This window comes from Pseudomonas sp. HMWF021 (assembly GCF_003061005.1).
Classification (GTDB): Bacteria; Pseudomonadota; Gammaproteobacteria; order Pseudomonadales; family Pseudomonadaceae; genus Aquipseudomonas.
Window position 1 is genome coordinate 45,594 of record NZ_QAIK01000084.1, and the last position, 16,892, is coordinate 62,485.

General features: G+C 60.3%; 13 protein-coding genes. 6 read left to right on the forward strand and 7 right to left on the reverse strand.

The features are described 5' to 3' along the window. Positions 1-101: 101 nt before the first annotated feature. Positions 102-989 carry a LysR family transcriptional regulator gene (locus DBR18_RS11425; protein WP_108590385.1) on the reverse strand — a complete coding sequence of 296 codons (888 nt, stop codon included), beginning with the start codon at positions 987-989 and terminating at the stop codon, positions 102-104. A 100-nt stretch (positions 990-1,089) separates the two neighbouring features. On the opposite strand from DBR18_RS11425, the gene DBR18_RS11430 reads away from it, so the two are divergent. The 4 genes from DBR18_RS11430 to guaA all read left to right on the forward strand — a co-directional run bounded on the left by DBR18_RS11430 (position 1,090) and on the right by guaA (position 5,897). Further along, positions 1,090-1,863, forward strand: coding sequence for a sulfite exporter TauE/SafE family protein (locus DBR18_RS11430; RefSeq protein WP_108590386.1), 774 nt, complete (start codon positions 1,090-1,092; stop codon positions 1,861-1,863). Between the two features lie 144 nt (positions 1,864-2,007). Beyond that, a complete protein-coding gene (locus tag DBR18_RS11435) occupies positions 2,008-2,556 on the forward strand; it encodes a sugar ABC transporter ATPase (protein ID WP_108590387.1) in 549 nt (182 codons plus the stop codon). A gap of 194 nt (positions 2,557-2,750) precedes the next feature. Then, positions 2,751-4,220: an IMP dehydrogenase gene (gene guaB, locus DBR18_RS11445; RefSeq protein ID WP_108590388.1), complete on the forward strand. Its 1,470-nt coding sequence runs from the start codon at positions 2,751-2,753 to the stop codon at positions 4,218-4,220. A 99-nt stretch (positions 4,221-4,319) separates the two neighbouring features. Beyond that, a complete protein-coding gene (gene guaA, locus DBR18_RS11450; protein WP_108590389.1) occupies positions 4,320-5,897 on the forward strand; it encodes a glutamine-hydrolyzing GMP synthase in 1,578 nt (525 codons plus the stop codon). Between the two features lie 82 nt (positions 5,898-5,979). Here the strand turns inward: guaA and DBR18_RS11455 are convergent, their stop codons facing one another. Then, positions 5,980-9,078 carry a membrane-targeted effector domain-containing toxin gene (locus DBR18_RS11455; RefSeq protein ID WP_108590390.1) on the reverse strand — a complete coding sequence of 1,033 codons (3,099 nt, stop codon included), beginning with the start codon at positions 9,076-9,078 and terminating at the stop codon, positions 5,980-5,982. 206 nt (positions 9,079-9,284) lie between these two features. Between DBR18_RS11455 and DBR18_RS11460 the strand changes: the two genes are divergently transcribed. Continuing rightward, positions 9,285-10,661, forward strand: coding sequence for a multicopper oxidase family protein (locus tag DBR18_RS11460; RefSeq protein ID WP_108590391.1), 1,377 nt, complete (start codon positions 9,285-9,287; stop codon positions 10,659-10,661). Then, on the forward strand, positions 10,661-11,158 hold the full coding sequence (gene tadA / locus DBR18_RS11465; RefSeq protein WP_108590392.1) for a tRNA adenosine(34) deaminase TadA: 498 nt from the start codon (positions 10,661-10,663) through the stop codon (positions 11,156-11,158). Before DBR18_RS11460 ends, tadA begins: the two co-directional genes overlap by 1 nt. A 134-nt stretch (positions 11,159-11,292) precedes the next feature. Here tadA and cmoB read toward each other — a convergent pair whose 3' ends face one another. The 5 genes from cmoB to lon all read right to left on the reverse strand — a co-directional run bounded on the left by cmoB (position 11,293) and on the right by lon (position 16,812). Then, positions 11,293-12,249 carry a tRNA 5-methoxyuridine(34)/uridine 5-oxyacetic acid(34) synthase CmoB gene (cmoB, locus tag DBR18_RS11470; RefSeq protein ID WP_108590393.1) on the reverse strand — a complete coding sequence of 319 codons (957 nt, stop codon included), beginning with the start codon at positions 12,247-12,249 and terminating at the stop codon, positions 11,293-11,295. Next, entirely contained in the window at positions 12,246-12,953 is a 708-nt protein-coding gene (cmoA, locus tag DBR18_RS11475; RefSeq protein ID WP_256588681.1) for a carboxy-S-adenosyl-L-methionine synthase CmoA, read from the reverse strand. The genes cmoB and cmoA overlap by 4 nt, the downstream gene beginning before the upstream one ends. A 188-nt stretch (positions 12,954-13,141) precedes the next feature. Next, positions 13,142-13,786, reverse strand: a complete 645-nt coding sequence (locus DBR18_RS11480; protein ID WP_177482371.1) for a lysoplasmalogenase — start codon at positions 13,784-13,786, stop codon at positions 13,142-13,144. Positions 13,787-13,788: 2 nt separating this feature from the next. Next, entirely contained in the window at positions 13,789-14,181 is a 393-nt protein-coding gene (locus DBR18_RS11485) for a protease inhibitor I42 family protein (protein WP_108590396.1), read from the reverse strand. A gap of 213 nt (positions 14,182-14,394) precedes the next feature. Further along, the gene (gene lon / locus DBR18_RS11490; RefSeq protein WP_108590397.1) at positions 14,395-16,812 is read right to left on the reverse strand and encodes an endopeptidase La; all 2,418 of its coding nucleotides are present in this window, start codon (positions 16,810-16,812) and stop codon (positions 14,395-14,397) included. Positions 16,813-16,892 lie beyond the last annotated feature (80 nt).

Consider the following 16,892-nt stretch of genomic DNA (forward strand, 5'->3'; position numbering starts at 1 on the left):
ATACACGAATCCCTGTAGGAGCTGCCGAAGGCTGCGATCTTTTGATCTTGATCTGTATGAAAAAGAGCAAAAGATCGCAGCCTCGTTTCACTCGTCAGCTCCTACAGGGGATTTGTGAAGGTCTGGATGAAGTGTTGAGTCAGTGGGGTGGGGTTTTGCCGGTGGGCGAGGGCGACGGTGCTTTGGCAATCGGGATCGTTCAGGGGCAGAAATCGTACGCCGGGCGGGGCAATGTCCTGCATCGATTCGGGCAGCAAGGCGATGCCGAATCCAGCCTGGATCAGCTGCAACTGCGTAGTCTTGCGTGACATCACCCGCGCTGGTTTGGGAAAAAAGCCCTGGCGCATGCACAGGTCGGCACACAGATAGCTGAGGCCGCCGCGCTGTGGATGCGGGATCGATATAAAGGCTTCGTCTTGCAATTGCGCCAGTTCGATGGAGGATGCATCGGCCAGTCGATGATCGTTCGGCACCGCCAGCAGCAAGCGCTCGGTGAACAGCGGCACAATCCGAATGCCCTCACGCTGGCGCAAAACGGGCAAGCGCAACAGGCCGATGTCGAGACGGCCTTCAGCGAGCTCCTCAAGCTGCGCTTCGGAGGACAGCTTGCCAATGTCCAGCGATACGCCGTTCTGTTGATCGAGATAGGTGCTGATCCGACCCAATAAATGCCCGCTGATCGATACGGTGCTGGAATGGCTCAGGCGCAAGGTGCCCAGTTGACCGTTGCCGACTTCGGTCGCCATCGCGCTGGCTTTGCTCAGTTCATTGAGCAGGTTTCTGGCCCGGGGCAAAAAAGCCTCGCCGGCGGCGGTAAGCCGAGGCTGGCGAGCAGTGCGCTCGAACAGCGGGGTTTGCAGGCGGGCTTCCATGTCCTTGATCTGCCGGCTCAAGGCCGATTGCGCGATGAACAGGCGTTCGGCGGCGGCGCTGAAACTGCCGCTTTCGGCGATTTCCACGAAGTAGCGCAGTTGACGGGTTGAAAGCACCAGGTATGCCTTTTCGAGATGAGTGGGTGGCTTTGAACATATTAGTCGCAACCCTCGGCGCTGGCTAAAGTCATCTCAGGCTTATAAAGGAAGTGGATCGATGAGTGTGGTGGGTTTGTTGAGCGAGTGGGCGTGGGGCGTGGGTGGCTGGGTGATGATCGGCTTCGGTATCGCGCTGGCCTATATCGTCTTCGGGATTGCCGGGTTCGGTACGGCGCTGGTCGCGGGGCCGATTCTGATTCTGTTCATGCCGCTGTCGAAGATCGTGCCGTTGCTGGTGCTGCTGGATTTCGTCGCGGCGTTCGGCAATCTGCTGCCCTCGCGCCGGGATGTGGCGAAACCCGAGTTGTTGCGGCTGCTGCCGTGCATGGCGGTGGGGTGCACGTTGGGGGTGATTTTCCTGCTTAATCTCAAATCCGATCTGTTGTTGCTGTTGATGGGACTATTCATCAGCGCCTACGCGGTTTATAGCTTGTGGGTGAAAACCCGGCCGACTCGGCTGTCCGCCGGGTGGGCGCTGCCGATGGGTACGGTGGGCGGGCTGTTTGGGGCGCTGTTTGGCAGTGGCGGCTTTTTATACGCGATCTATCTCAACAGCCGTTTGCCCAAGGACGCGGCCCGGGCCACGCAAAGTGCACTGATCAGTTGCAGCACGGTGGTGCGTTTGAGTCTGTTCGCCATCGCCGGGGTGTATGCCGAGCTACCCTTGTTGATGCTGGCGCTGTGTCTGTTGCCGGCCATGGCGCTGGGGCTGTGGATCGGGCGGCGGTTGACCCTGCGTTTGTCGCGCGAGGCGTTTGTACGATTGGTGACATGGCTGGTGCTGGCGAGCGGGATTGCGTTGATCGGGCGCTACATTATTAGTATGGCGTGAGCACTTGACCGGATTCTGTCAGGGATTAAGCTGCCGGCCTTTAGGGCCCCTTCGCGGGCAAGCCCGCTCCCACATTGGAACGCATATCCCTGTGGGAGCGGGCTTGCCCGCGAAGGCGTCAGAAGCCATACCGCAGGACTTTCCATGAATTCGCAAAGCATCATCGTCCCGAAAATCTCCACCCTGCCGGTCCACGAACCTAGGGCGCGGGCGATCCTGCGCTGGCTGGTTCGCAAGAATATCGTCAAGGAAGAACTGAGCACCTGCGGCCGTACCGGCAATCGCATGGCGTACGCGATCGCCGATGGCGCGCGCGCGGTGGTACTGCACCCGCAGGCTTTGCCCTTCGGTGAACCCATCAACGGCCTGGAAATCGTTACCAAGCGCTGCATCTACACCCCGGCCAAGGGCTTTCTCGAAGAGGCCGGTTGCGCCGAGTGTCGTCGCGAAGTCGGCGAAGCGTTGTTCGAAAGCCTCGAAGACTGGTTTCCAGGCCGCACCGACAACTTCACCTGCCCGGAATGCGGGCATGAAGACGATATCAACGGCTTTTTGTATTTACAGGAATGCGCGTTTTCCAACCTGGGCTTCATCTTCAACAACTGGCTGGAGGCGGGGTTCAAGCAAAGCTTTATCGACGAATTCGCCGATTGGCTCGATCAGCCTGTCAGCTGGGTAAAAGTCGAACTATGACCCTGTAGGAGCTGCCGCAGGCTGCGATCTTTTGATCTTGATCCTGAAAAACAGAATCAAAACATCGCAGCCTTCGGCAGCTCCTACAGAAAGCAGGGGGCCCGTACATCAATTAGGCTGAGTTTTACGTTGAACAGCAGGGGGTGTCTGACTATAATGGCGCGCTTCCATTTTCCCGCTCGGGAGCCCCCGCGATGCTGCGTATCAGCCAAGAAGCTCTGACATTCGACGACATTCTCCTAGTGCCCGGTTATTCCGAGGTACTTCCTAACGAAGTCAGTCTCAAGACCCGCCTTACCCGTGGCATCGAGCTGAATATTCCTCTGGTTTCTGCCGCCATGGACACCGTCACTGAAGCCCGTCTGGCAATCGCCATGGCTCAGGAAGGTGGCATCGGCATTATCCACAAGAACATGACCATCGAGCAGCAAGCTGCCGAAGTGCGCAAGGTCAAAAAGTTCGAAGCCGGCGTCGTCAAGGATCCGATCACCATCGAGGCTGACGCCACGGTCCGTGATCTGTTCGAACTGACCCGCATGCACAACATTTCCGGCGTTCCGGTGCTGCACGATGGCGACCTGGTCGGCATCGTCACCTCCCGTGACGTGCGTTTCGAAACTCGTCTGGAAGCCACCGTACGTGAAGTGATGACGCCTAAAGAGCGTCTGGTCACCGTGCGTGAAGGTGCCGACAAGAACGAAGTCCGCGAGCTGTTGCACAAGCACCGCCTGGAAAAAGTCCTGATCGTCGACGACAAGTTTGCCCTCAAAGGCATGATGACCGTCAAAGACATCGAAAAAGCCAAGGCCTACCCGCTGGCCAGCAAGGACGATCAAGGTCGTCTGCGCGTTGGTGCTGCCGTCGGTACCGGTAAAGACACCGGTGACCGCGTTGCTGCGCTGGTCAACGCCGGTGTGGACGTGGTGGTGGTCGACACCGCGCACGGTCACTCCAAAGGCGTGATCGACCGCGTTCGCTGGGTCAAAGAGCATTTCCCTGAAGTGCAGGTGATCGGCGGCAACATCGCCACCGGCGCAGCTGCCAAGGCTCTGGCCGAAGCCGGCGCCGATGCGGTCAAGGTCGGTATCGGCCCTGGCTCGATCTGCACCACCCGTATCGTCGCCGGTGTCGGCGTGCCGCAAATCAGTGCCATCGCCAACGTCGCCGCTGCCCTCGAAGGCACTGGCGTGCCGTTGATCGCCGACGGCGGCATCCGTTTCTCCGGTGACCTGTCCAAGGCCATCGTCGCTGGTGCGTCCTGCGTGATGATGGGCTCGATGTTCGCCGGTACTGAAGAAGCGCCGGGCGAGATCGAACTGTTCCAGGGCCGTTCGTACAAGGCTTATCGCGGTATGGGTTCGCTGGGCGCCATGTCCCAGGCGCAAGGCTCGTCCGACCGTTACTTCCAGGACTCCTCGGCAGGCGCCGAGAAACTGGTTCCGGAAGGTATCGAAGGTCGTGTGCCGTACAAAGGCACACTGACGGCGATCATCCACCAGTTGATGGGCGGTCTGCGTTCCTCGATGGGTTACACCGGCAGCGCCGACATCGAAGAAATGCGTACCAAGCCTGAGTTCGTGCGGATCACCGGTGCCGGTATGGCCGAATCCCACGTTCACGACGTGCAGATCACCAAGGAAGCGCCAAACTACCGCGTAGGTTGAAGCTTCAAGCAAATATCAAGCAACCGGGGCTGTTTTATTCAGCCCCGAGTTGTTTCTGAATCACGACTGTTTCTGAATTACTTAAGACGAGACTGAATCATGGCCCTCGACATTCACGCTCACCGCATCCTGATCCTCGACTTCGGCTCGCAATACACCCAACTGATTGCCCGCCGCGTGCGCGAGATCGGCGTGTACTGCGAACTGCACCCGTTCGACATGGACGAAGATGCGATCCGCGAATTCGCCCCTAAAGGCGTCATCCTCGCCGGCGGCCCCGAGTCCGTGCACGAAGCCAACAGCCCGCGCTGCCCGCAAGCGGTGTTTGACCTGGGCGTGCCGGTCTTCGGTATCTGCTACGGCATGCAGACCATGGCCGAGCAACTGGGCGGCAAGGTTGAAGGTTCCGAACTGCGTGAATTCGGTTATGCCCGCGTTGACGTGGTCGGCAAGAGCCGCCTGCTCGACGGCATCGAAGACCACATCGACGCCGACGGCCTGTTCGGCCTCGACGTATGGATGAGCCACGGTGACAAGGTCACCAAAATGCCGGAAGACTTCCACATCCTGGCCAGCACCCCGAGCTGCCCGATCGCCGGCATGTTCAACGACGAGCGCGCTTACTACGGCGTGCAGTTCCACCCGGAAGTGACCCACACCAAGCAGGGCGGTCGCATCCTGTCGCGCTTCGTGCTGGACATCTGCGGCTGTGAAGCCCTGTGGACTCCGTCGAAGATTGCTGAAGACGCCATTGCCAATATCCGCGCACAGGTCGGCACCGACAACGTGCTGCTGGGTCTGTCCGGCGGCGTTGACTCCTCGGTGGTTGCGGCGCTGCTGCACAAGGCCATCGGCGACCAGTTGACCTGTGTGTTCGTCGACAACGGCCTGCTGCGTCTGCACGAAGGCGAGCAAGTGATGGCCATGTTCGCCGAGAACATGGGCGTCAAGGTGATCCGTGCCAACGCTGAAGACCAGTTCCTCAATAACCTGGCCGGCGAAGCCGACCCGGAGAAGAAGCGCAAGATCATCGGCCGTACCTTCATCGACGTGTTCGATGCCGAATCCTGCAAGCTGGACAACATCAAGTACCTGGCTCAGGGCACCATCTACCCGGACGTGATCGAGTCGGCTGGCGCGAAAAGCGGCAAGGCGCACGTGATCAAGTCGCACCACAACGTGGGCGGCCTGCCGGAAGAGATGAACCTGAAACTGGTCGAGCCACTGCGCGAACTGTTCAAGGACGAAGTCCGTCGTCTGGGTCTGGAACTGGGCCTGCCGTACGACATGGTCTACCGTCACCCGTTCCCGGGCCCGGGTCTGGGCGTTCGCATCCTCGGCGAAGTGAAGAAGGAATACGCCGACCTGCTGCGTCGTGCCGACCACATCTTCATCGAAGAACTGCGCAAAGCCGACTGGTACCACAAAGTCAGCCAGGCTTTCGTGGTGTTCCAGCCAGTGAAATCGGTTGGCGTGGTTGGCGATGGTCGTCGTTATGCCTGGGTCGTGGCCCTGCGTGCCGTGGAAACCATCGACTTCATGACCGCGCGTTGGGCACACCTGCCTTACGAACTGCTGGAAACCGTGTCCGGTCGCATCATCAATGAAATCGAAGGCATCTCCCGCGTGACTTATGACGTGTCGAGCAAGCCGCCGGCGACGATTGAGTGGGAGTGATCACGGCGCCTCGCGCTGAGTGACTGAGAAAACCCCGGCCCAGGCCGGGGTTTTTTATGCGCCATCGAATGACGCGCCGTCTTCAGTCCGGCAGTCGGCTTTGCAACACCATCCCCATGCGCTGGAGCGCTTGGGAGAGCTGCGCGATGTTGGCATAACGCTGTTGATGCACCGCCCAGGAAGGGCGATTGATCGACAGACTGCCGTCCAGGTTTACCTGAACCGGGGTTCGGACGATCATCTGATTGCTGCTGCGGTGAACCAGAGTAAAAGCCCCTTGTGATCGTTCAAAAAGGTACATGCCACGGCGGCGAAGCAACCTTGCTGTCTGCAACTCGTTGTGATTTACCCACGGCGCTTCTACCTGCACGCGCAGATCCGCTCTCAAAGGCTCCAGATCTCCCTGAAACTCACTATTGGCGTCAGGAGTCGTTGCGACTTCGATACCCGGATCAATGGCCACACGGGAGCCGTTGCCAGGCGCTACTTCTTCAACACGCACACCGAGCCCTCCCTGCAGTTCGCTGATCCCGGCGATATTCCTGTGTGTGTTGACACTGTCCACACTGGTCAGTACTACCCATTTGCCGGGGGGATTGGCCACGCGATCAGCCAGCATGATTTCGTTGGTCAGGTAGCTGGTTGTCATCTGCTCGATATTCGGCGCCTGTGCTGTCGATGCCTTGTAAGTGACCGCGCAATCGGTCGCCTGAATCCGAATGCCGGTTCGCCTGCCGGCCCTTACAAGCTCAAGCAGATTGAAGCGCTCAGCCGGATCGGTATTGAGTTGAAGCAGGTAGTCGAGCAACTCTTCGCTCATGTTGCCGTTCTGGAAGAACTGGTTCAGTCCGGTTTGTGTGAAGTCGTTCAGCAACCCCCTCACGTAGAGGGTCGTTACGCCATGACGCGCCAATATCGGCATGTTTTCAATCATCAAGCGCAAACTGGTCAGGCGATCAAGCGTTTCGCCAATGACCAATCCTGGCGCGTTTTCCAATGCACTGGCGATCAGCTCCGGAAACGTCGTAGTGGTTGTCAACGCCGGGACAGGAGGGCGTGGTGGCAAAATCGTCCAGTGGAACTCCCTATAGAATTCGGCGGCGGAAAGCGCCAACTGGCGGAATCTGGCGAGACAATGAATGGCATAGAGATCCGGTGCCGGTACGGCTCCCGTCAGGATTCGCATGGGCATATGTGTCTGCGGTACGTCGAGTGCCCAGTCTCTGAGGCTATCGCGCAAAGCGCCTCGAATGTCGAATGGTGTCGTGATTCGCTGAAAATGGCTTTCCCCCGTTGATGAGGCCTGACCGGTCAGCTCAACCATCGCGAAGTCCGACTCCCGTGTGTCATAAGGAGGCTCCGCCGCTTCACCGTCAGGCGCCATCACACATTGTTTGCCCACACACTGGCCGCCGCCCTTGAGGCCAGGCTGCACAATTCGCTCCCACTGGCCAGCCGCATTCAGGCGCACCGGTAACGAATGGATGAACTGGTTGGGGCGCACGGGGTCGACAATCGCCCAATAGCCACCGCCCTGACTGTCGGGGAAATAACGCACGTAATAAGCGTCGTCACCAATCAGAACTGCAAACGGTGGATCAGAGTTCAGCCGATAAATGCCCTGATATTTGCCGGAGTCGGCAATCGGTTGCAGCCCCTCGAGCAGTTCATTGGATTGATAGGCCTGAGGGATGGCGACAGGTTGTTCCACGGCGGGCGGCAGGGAATGGAAGGCCCCGGAGAGGGTGGCTGTTTCCGAGCTGGTGGAGAGGATTGCATCTTCGGTGGATTCAACGGTTTGCGCTGGCAACGTGTCTTCGAGCAACTGGGCCATTTCGGTCGCTTCGACGTTATCGAGCGTGGTGCCTGCTTCGGTCAACGCGCCCGAGCCTTTGAGGAACGGAGCATTGAACAGTGCGTTGATACCACTGAGGATCGCTCCGATCACGCCGCTTTTACGCTCGGCGCTGGTTCTGCCGTTGACGGCCTGATCGATGTTCAGGCCCATGCTCGCCACACTGGCGCCGATCACGGGTAACGCCACCGGCCAACCGACGGCTGCCAGGGGGCCGAAGACCTTGAGGCCGGCGCTGAGGTAGCCAATCCACAGCTTCTTGCGCAGATCACCGTTGGAGGTCAGGGAAAGATCAGCCTCAGCCCACGTCGCGCTGCGAGTCGAGTCCCGCAACCACGTGAAGGCATCACCAGACACCGTGCGATTGAGCCGATTGATCATGCTGTGGTCGGATTTTCCCCAGCCGGCGACCATTCGATTCATCACCTCGGTGAGGTTCTGCGCCAACTGCTGGCGCGCAGCGAGCGGGAAATGCGTCAGTAACGCCTGTCGCGATACATCGCCATTGAACTGGTTGAGTACCCATAAGTGCAGGTCTGCCGGGGTCTGGAAGGTGATGAATGAAGGCTCACTGCCCGTAAGGTAGAGAATCTGGCGACCGTCGCCCATCACGATGCGCAGCGCCTGATTGGCCTCGTGACCATCGATGTCCAGTACTGCGACCTGAAGATCCACGGGACGAATGGTTTCATCGCGCAGCGATTGCAGTGTCACGGGCACGCACTGACCGAAAGCTGCCGACTTCACGACAAGGCTGAAATCGTCGCTGCTCAAGGTTCGCGTCGAACGCGCCTCGAGCGCCTTGATGAGAAAATTGCATTTGGCCAGGGTGCGGAAGTCGTCGGCAAAGGATTGCCAGAAAGTGTCCAGCTGTTGGCGATACAGGCTGCTGAAGTCGATGCTCCAGAACGCCTTGAGTACGTCGTTGCCGTGCAGGCGCACTTCGTTGGTTTCATCGAATTGCTTCGCTTCCGGCCCGGCGCTGTAGAAACCGCCGTAGAGGTCCAGCAGGTCGGCGTTATCGAAATCGGTGGCACGAAAACGGTGGATCACCAACTGAGTGAGCGTCAGTGATTCGTAAGGGGGGCCAGTGTGATCCCAGCCGGTGAACGTCTTCTCGTTGGAAGCGGCCGTGGTCTTGAAACGGTGAAAGTAGACTTTGTCCGGATCAAGATCGTGGATGTCGTGTCTGGCAAGCAGATCGGCCGCCACCTGGTGGGTGCTGTCCTGCAGGCTGGGGCAGTGGAGGACCAACGATTTGGCAACGGCTTCGAGTGCCTGCTGGTCGGTAGAACTCGTACGGGTTTGTGTCGCGAGTAGATTCATGGGTTTCGTCCTTGAATGAGTCACCCGCAAGGATGTGCCTGAAATCCCGATCCTGTGCGGTACATAGTTATGCTTCATTCGCCCGGTGTGCCTGCTAATGTGATGTGCGGCCACAGGTCGCCCTTAACGTTTCTCAATTGCGGGTGTATCGTATTTGCCCTTTGCGGCCCCCGGGCCTGCGGTTGATTCGTGAGGTAGTTGAGTTCATGTCCTTTACCCGTCGCCAAATCCTCGGTGGCCTGGCCGGTCTTGTTGTCGTTGGTGTGGGGGCGGGCGGCGCGTCGCGTTACTGGCTGGGCAAGATGGCCGATGCTGACGCGGGCCACGACTACGAGCTGATCGCCGCGCCTCTGGACGTTGAACTGGTGCCGGGGCACAAGACCGAGGCGTGGGCGTTCGGCCCGTCGGCGCCGGGCACCGAATTGCGCGTGCGTCAGGGCGAATGGTTGCGGGTGCGCTTCATCAACCATCTGCCGGTGGCGACCACCATTCACTGGCACGGCATCCGTCTGCCGCTGGAGATGGACGGCGTGCCGTACGTTTCGCAACTGCCGGTGCTGCCTGGTGAATACTTCGATTACAAATTCCGTGTGCCGGACGCCGGCAGCTACTGGTATCACCCGCACGTCAGCAGCAGCGAAGAGCTGGGGCGCGGGCTGGTCGGGCCGCTGATCGTCGAAGAGCGCGAGCCGACCGGTTTCAAGTACGAAAAGACCTTGAGCCTGAAGAACTGGCACATTGACGAGGAAGGCAATTTCGTCGAGTTCAGCATTCCTCGCGAAGCGGCCCGTGGCGGCACGGCGGGGCGGCTGTCGACCATCAATGGTGTGCCCTCGCCGGTAATCGAGCTGGCGGCGGGGCAGATCACCCGTGTGCGTTTGCTCAACCTCGATAATACCCTGACGTATCGCATCAACATCCCCGGTGTCGAAGCGCAGATCTATGCGCTGGACGGCAACCCGGTCGAGCCGCGCCCCTTGGGCAAGGAATACTGGCTCGGCCCTGGCATGCGCATTTGCCTGGCGATCAAGGCGCCAGCGGCCGGTGAAGAGTTGTCGCTGCGCAATGGCCCGGTGCGGTTGGGCACATTGCGTTCGGTGGCCAATAACGATGCGCCGACCGACTGGCCGAAAGCCTTGCCCGCCAACCCGGTGGCCGAGCCGGATCTGGCGAATGCCGAGAAACTCAACTTCAATTTCGAATGGGTCGGTTCGGTGTCGGTGAATGTCGACAACGGCAAGCCGCCGAGCCTGTGGCAGATCAACGGCAAGGCTTGGGACATCACCGACAAGACCTGCGCGGATCGGCCGATTGCCAGCCTGAAGCTGGGCCAGAGCTACATCTTCGAACTGAAGAACATGACCCAGTACCAGCACCCGATCCACCTGCACGGCATGAGTTTCAAGGTGATTGCGTCGAACCGGCACAAGATCACTCCGTACTTCACCGACACTTATCTGCTGGGCAAGAACGAGCGTGCGCAAGTGGCGCTGGTGGCGGATAACCCGGGGGTGTGGATGTTCCATTGCCATGTGATCGACCACATGGAAACCGGCCTGATGGCCGCCATCGAGGTGAAGTGATGCGCCAGATTCGCCCCGCCGCGATCATCGACCGCAGCCGTGACCGCGACTTCATGCGCGAAGCCCTGGCCCTCGCCGAGCAGGGCGCAGCGCTGGGCGAAGTGCCGGTCGGCGCGGTGCTGGTGCAGGACGGCGAGATTATCGGTCGCGGTTTCAACTGCCCGATTACCACCAGCGACCCGAGCGCCCACGCGGAAATGGTCGCGATCCGCGCCGCCGCCCAGGCCATCAACAACTATCGCCTGCCGGGCAGCACGCTCTACGTGACGCTGGAACCGTGCAGCATGTGCGCCGGGCTGATCGTGCATTCACGCATTGCGCGGGTGGTGTATGGCGCGCTGGAGCCGAAAGCCGGGATCGTGCAGAGTCAGGGACAGTTCTTTACCCAGGGTTTTTTGAATCACCGGGTGTTGTATGAAGGTGGGGTGCTGGCCGAAGAGTGTGGCGCGGTGCTGACCGAATTCTTCAGGGCGCGGCGCGCGAAACCGGCAGACTGAAGAACGACATCAAACCCTGTGGGAGCTGGCTTGCCAGCGATGGCGTCGGCACATCAAGCATTGATGTCGACTGATCCACCGTTATCGCTGGCAAGCCAGCTCCCACAGTTTTTTGCAGTGTCTGGAAGGGATCGTTACTTCTTCGCGACGATGACCGCGCGCATCGGCGCCGGCAGGCCTTCGATGGTCTTGCTGTGGTCTTCGGGGTCGAGGAAGTCGCTCAGCGACTGATACTTCATCCACTCGGTGCTGCGCTGTTCTTCGACGGTGGTCAGGCTGACGTCCACGCAGCGAATGTCGCTGAAACCTGCCCGACGCAGCCACAATTCCAATGCCGGCACCGACGGCAGGAACCATACGTTGCGCATCTGTGCGTAACGATCTTCAGGCACCAGCACCTGATGCTTGTCGCCCTCGACCACCAGGGTTTCCAGCACCAGTTCGCCGCCCTTGACCAGGCAATCCTTCAGCGCCAGCAAATGCTCGATCGGCGAACGCCGGTGGTAGAACACACCCATCGAGAACACCGTGTCGAAGCCTTCGAGGTTTGGCGGCAGGTCTTCGAACGGGAACGGCAGGTGCCAGGCATTCGGCTCGGACAGGTAACGTTGCACCGCCTGGAACTGGCAGAAGAACAGCCAGTTCGGATCGACGCCGATCACGCTGTCGGCGCCGGCGCCGAGCATGCGCCACATGTAGTAGCCGTTGCCGCAACCGACGTCGAGGATGCGTTTGCCCTTCAGATCCAGATGCGGCGCGACCCGCGACCACTTCCAGTCCGAGCGCCATTCGGTGTCGACGTGCACGCCGAACAGATCGAACGGGCCTTTGCGCCATGGCGACAGGCCCATCAGAGCGGTGCGCATTTGCGCGCGGGTTTCGTCGTCGCAATCGGTGTCGAGTGTCAGACCGTTGAGCAGATCGACGTCACTCGGCTGGATCTTCGGCAATGCGTCCAGCGCACTCTGCCAGCGCTCGAGGTCGCCATGACCTTTCTCCATTTTCTTGTCGAGTTGCACTTGCAGGGTGTTGGCCCAGTCGGCCAGCGGGGTGCCGGCCAGGCGGCGGGCGAGGGGGGACAGATCAATCATGGCAAGGCAATCAACGAGGCAAAGTTAAGACACTGGAACCACGGCACGACTTTCGAGAACCCGGCGGCCAGCAGGCGTTCGCGGTGTTCTTCGAGGCTGTCGGGCTTCATGACGTTTTCGATGGCGCTGCGCTTCTGGGCGATTTCCAGTTCGCTGTAGCCGTTGGCGCGTTTGAATGCGACGTGCAGATCAGTGAGCAGCGCGTGTTCTTCGGCATCGTTGAAGCGCAGCTTTTCCGAGAGGATCAACGCGCCACCGGGCAGCAGCGACTGGCGAATGCGCGACAGCAACGCAGTGCGCTGATCCGGGGCGATGAATTGCAGGGTGAAGTTCAGCGCCACCACCGAGGCCGGTTTGAACTCGAGGGCGAGAATGTCGCCTTCGATCACTTCGACCGGCAGCAACTCCTGGAACATCGAGTCCTGACCGTTGAGGTACTCGCGGCAGCGTTCGACCATCGCCGTCGAGTTATCCACCGCGATCACCCGGCAACCCTCGGTGCGCACGTGACGGCGCAGGGCTTGAGTCACTGCGCCAAGCGAAGCTCCGAGGTCGTACAGCACGCTGTTGGGCTGAGCGAATTGCGCCGCGAGCACACCGAGGTTTTCGACGATGGTCGGATAACCCGGCACCGAACGCTTGATCATGTCCGGGAACACCCGCACCACGTCCTCGTTGAAGGCGAAGTCAGGCACCTGGGCCATCGGCTGGGCGAAAATGCGATCGGGTTCTTTGCTCACGGCGGTTCCGGCGGTGTCGATGAAAAGGCCGGCATTTTAGCCAAAGTGGCGCTGGGATGCTTGGTTGTCTGATAAACCACCCAATCAAAAGATCGCAGCCTTCGGCAGCTCCTACATTGATCCCTGTAGGAGCTGCCGAAGGCTGCGATCTTTTAAAGGGTGGCGCGTTTTGTGTGGGAAAACGCCGAAGCGGCAATCCCCCACTGCCCTAGCCAGTAACTGAGGATGATCACGTAAGGCGCGGCATGAAACGGCGCTACAAAGCGGTCAATGCCGATCACGCTGTCGGAGAACACGAACGCCACTGCGCCGCCCGCCGCCAGCAGTGCCGAGCGTTGCGGTACGCCGCTGCCGAGCCGAGCGAGGGCGCGCCAGAGCATGGCGCTGATGGCGGTGCCGTAGACGATCACCGGCACGGTCAACGGTCCAAGTCCGCTGCTGATCAATATGCCCAACAGCACGGCGCCAACGCCAAGGGCAAGAACCAGCGGCAGCAGAGCCAAACGCCGGCAATCGCTGAGGTAAGCCTTGAGATACGCCAGATGCGCTACCAGAAACGCCCCGAGGCCAAACACGAAAAGATCACCCGGCCACGCCAGCAGCACATCGCCGAATAAAGAGAAAATCAGACCGAGGCTGATCCAGCGGCGATAGTCGCTGGGCGGTGCATCGTGCAACCAGCCGAGCAGGGCCAGTACCGGCAGCGGTTTGACCAACAGGCATAGCAGCGCCGCATGGGTGCTGACGCCATAGAGAAAGGTCACTGCGCCCATCAGCGCCAGAATCAGCCAGCCCACGATCAGTTCACCGAAATGGCGCAGTCGAAGGTTTCTGCCGGCTCAACTTCCGGTTCCCAAGGTTGCTGCGAGGTCAGGCGCAGGCGCCCGGTGCCGGTGGCGAAGGCCTGAAAGCGCCAGGTGGAGAAGCCGCCCGCACCGACCATGCCCGAGTCTTTCGGGCTGCTGTAGACCTCGGGGCTGAGGGCATGCAGCACACCGCCGGCCGAGTCCTGAATGGCCCAGCGATAGCCCGTGGTCGGGTTGCTCGGCAGCATCACGATCAGATTTTGTCCGTTGGTCAACTGCACGGGGCATTCGCTCTGGTTTTCCACGGTCACGTTCTGTTTTGGCTGCGTGGCGCAGGCGGCCAGCAAAGAGAGGGCGAGGGGGACGAACAGGCGAGGGGGGGACATAAGGTCAGCGGCTCCGGTTGGCGACGAACGGCGAGCATAACTGAAGATGAGACAAAGTGTGACAGTCAGGCAGTCCAGTGTGGACTGCACTCACGCCATCGCTGGCAAGCCAGCTCCCACAGGGATTGTGGTGAACACAGAATTTGTGAACACATCGAACACTGTGGGAGCTGGCTTGCCAGCGATAGCGGTAGGTCAGGCGCTAAAGCTCTGTCAGAACAACACCTTCGCCACATCCGCGAAGCGCTTGGCAAAATGCACTGTAATGCCTTCCTTCAGATAGTCCGGCAATTCCTCAAAGTTGCCACGGTTCGGCTCCGGCAGGATCAGTTCGAAGATCTTTTGCCGCCGCGCCGCGATCACCTTCTCGCGCACACCGCCAATCGGCAGCACATGCCCGGTGAGGGTCAGTTCGCCCGTCATTGCCACGCCTTTTTTCGGCGGCTGGTTGCGGGCGAGGGAGAGCAGGGCGCTGGCCATGGTCACGCCCGCGCTCGGGCCGTCTTTCGGTGTCGCGCCTTCCGGCACGTGCAGGTGGACAAAGGCTTCGTCGAAGAACTTCGGATCCCCGCCGAACGATTTCAGGTGCGAGCTGACGTAGCTGTAGGCGATCTCCGCCGACTCCTTCATCACATCGCCCAATTGCCCGGTGAGTTTGAAGCCGCGATTGAGCGTGTGAATCCGCGTGGCTTCGATCGGCAGGGTCGCGCCGCCCATGCTGGTCCAGGCCAGGCCGGTGATCACGCCGGTGCCGGACAGCACTTGTTCGTTGCGGAACACCGGATGGCCCAGCGAGGCTTCGAGGTCTTTCGGGCCGAGCTTGATCACCGCTTTCGGGTCGTCGATGAGTTTCATCACCGCTTTGCGCACCAGTTTGCCCATTTGCTTTTCGAGCTGGCGAACCCCGGCTTCACGGGCGTAACCGTCGATCAACGCCTTGAGCGCGCTGTCGCTGATGCTCAGGCTGCCTTTGGACACACCGGCCTTTTCCAGCAGTTTCGGCCACAGGTGACGTTTGGCGATGGCGACCTTTTCTTCGGTGATGTAGCCCGACAGGCGAATCACTTCCATTCGGTCCAGCAACGGGCCGGGAATCGAATCCAAAGTGTTGGCGGTGCACACGAACAGGACTTTCGACAGGTCCATGCGCAGGTCGAGGTAGTGGTCGAGGAATTCGACGTTCTGCTCCGGATCGAGGGTTTCCAGCAGCGCCGAGGCCGGGTCGCCCTGGTAGCTCTGGCCCATTTTGTCGATCTCGTCGAGCATGATCACCGGGTTCATCACTTCAACGTCTTTCAAGGCCTGGACGAGTTTGCCCGGTTGCGCGCCGATGTAAGTGCGGCGATGGCCCTTGATCTCGGCTTCGTCGCGCATGCCGCCGAGGCTGAAGCGGTAGAACGGCCGGCCGAGGGATTCGGCGATGGATTTGCCGACGCTGGTTTTACCCACGCCCGGCGGGCCGACCAGCAATACGATGGAGCCGCTGATTTCGCCTTTGTAGGCACCCACGGCGAGGAATTCGAGGATGCGGTCCTTGATGTCATCGAGGCCGGCGTGGTGTTTGTCGAGCACCTTGCGCGCGTGCTTGAGGTCGAGTTTGTCCTCGCCGTACACGCCCCACGGCACTGACGTCGCCCAGTCGAGGTAGTTGCGCGTGACCGCATATTCCGGCGAACCGGTTTCGAGGATCGACAGCTTGTTCATTTCTTCTTCTAGGCGCTTTTGCACCTGCGCCGGCAGGACTTTGCCTTCCAGGCGCTGCTCGAATTGCTCAAGGTCGGCGCTGCGGTCGTCCTTGGTCAGGCCGAGTTCCTGCTGGATGACCTTGAGTTGTTCCTTGAGGAAGAACTCGCGCTGATGCTCGCCGATCTTGCGGTTGACTTCGGCAGAGATCTCTTTCTGCAGGCGCGCGACTTCGACTTCCTTGCGCAGCATCGGCAGGACTTTTTCCATGCGCTTGAGCATCGGCACGCAGTCGAGCACTTCCTGCAGCTCGGGGCCGGTGGCGGAGGTCAGGGCGGCGGCGAAGTCGGTCAGCGGCGATGGATCGTTGGGGCTGAAGCGGTTGAGGTAGTTCTTCAGTTCTTCGCTGTACAGCGGGTTGAGCGGCAGCAGCTCCTTGATCGCGTTGATCAGCGCCATGCCGTAGGCCTTGACCTCGTCGGTCGGCTCGGTGGGCTGGTGCGGGTATTCGACTTCGACCAGATACGGCGGGCGGTGGTGCTTGAGCCAGGTCTTGATGCGCACGCGGCTCAGGCCCTGGGCGACGAACTGCAATTTGCCGTTTTCACGGCTGGCGTGGTGCACCTTCACCAGCGTGCCGTATTCGGGCAGGGCTTTGGTGTTGAAGTGGCGCGGGTCTTCCTGGGGCGTATCCATGAAGAACAGGGCCAGGGAGTGGTGGTCGGATTTGCTCACCAGATCGAGGGTTTCGGCCCAAGGTTCTTCGTTGACGATGACCGGCAGCACTTGGGCCGGGAAGAACGGGCGGTTGTGGATCGGGATGACGTAGACCTTGTCCGGCAGGTTCTGGCCGGGCAGGGCCAGGCCTTTGCCGGTGGGATGGTGTTCGATGTGTTCGGCTTCGGTGTAATCGTCGGGGTTGTCCGGGAATTCTTGCTGGTCGCTCATGGGGCACCTGCGCAATGGGGTATGGGTGTTAGATGGGGCAGGCTTGGGGTGGTTTCAATGGCAGGGGATGTTTCTGCTTG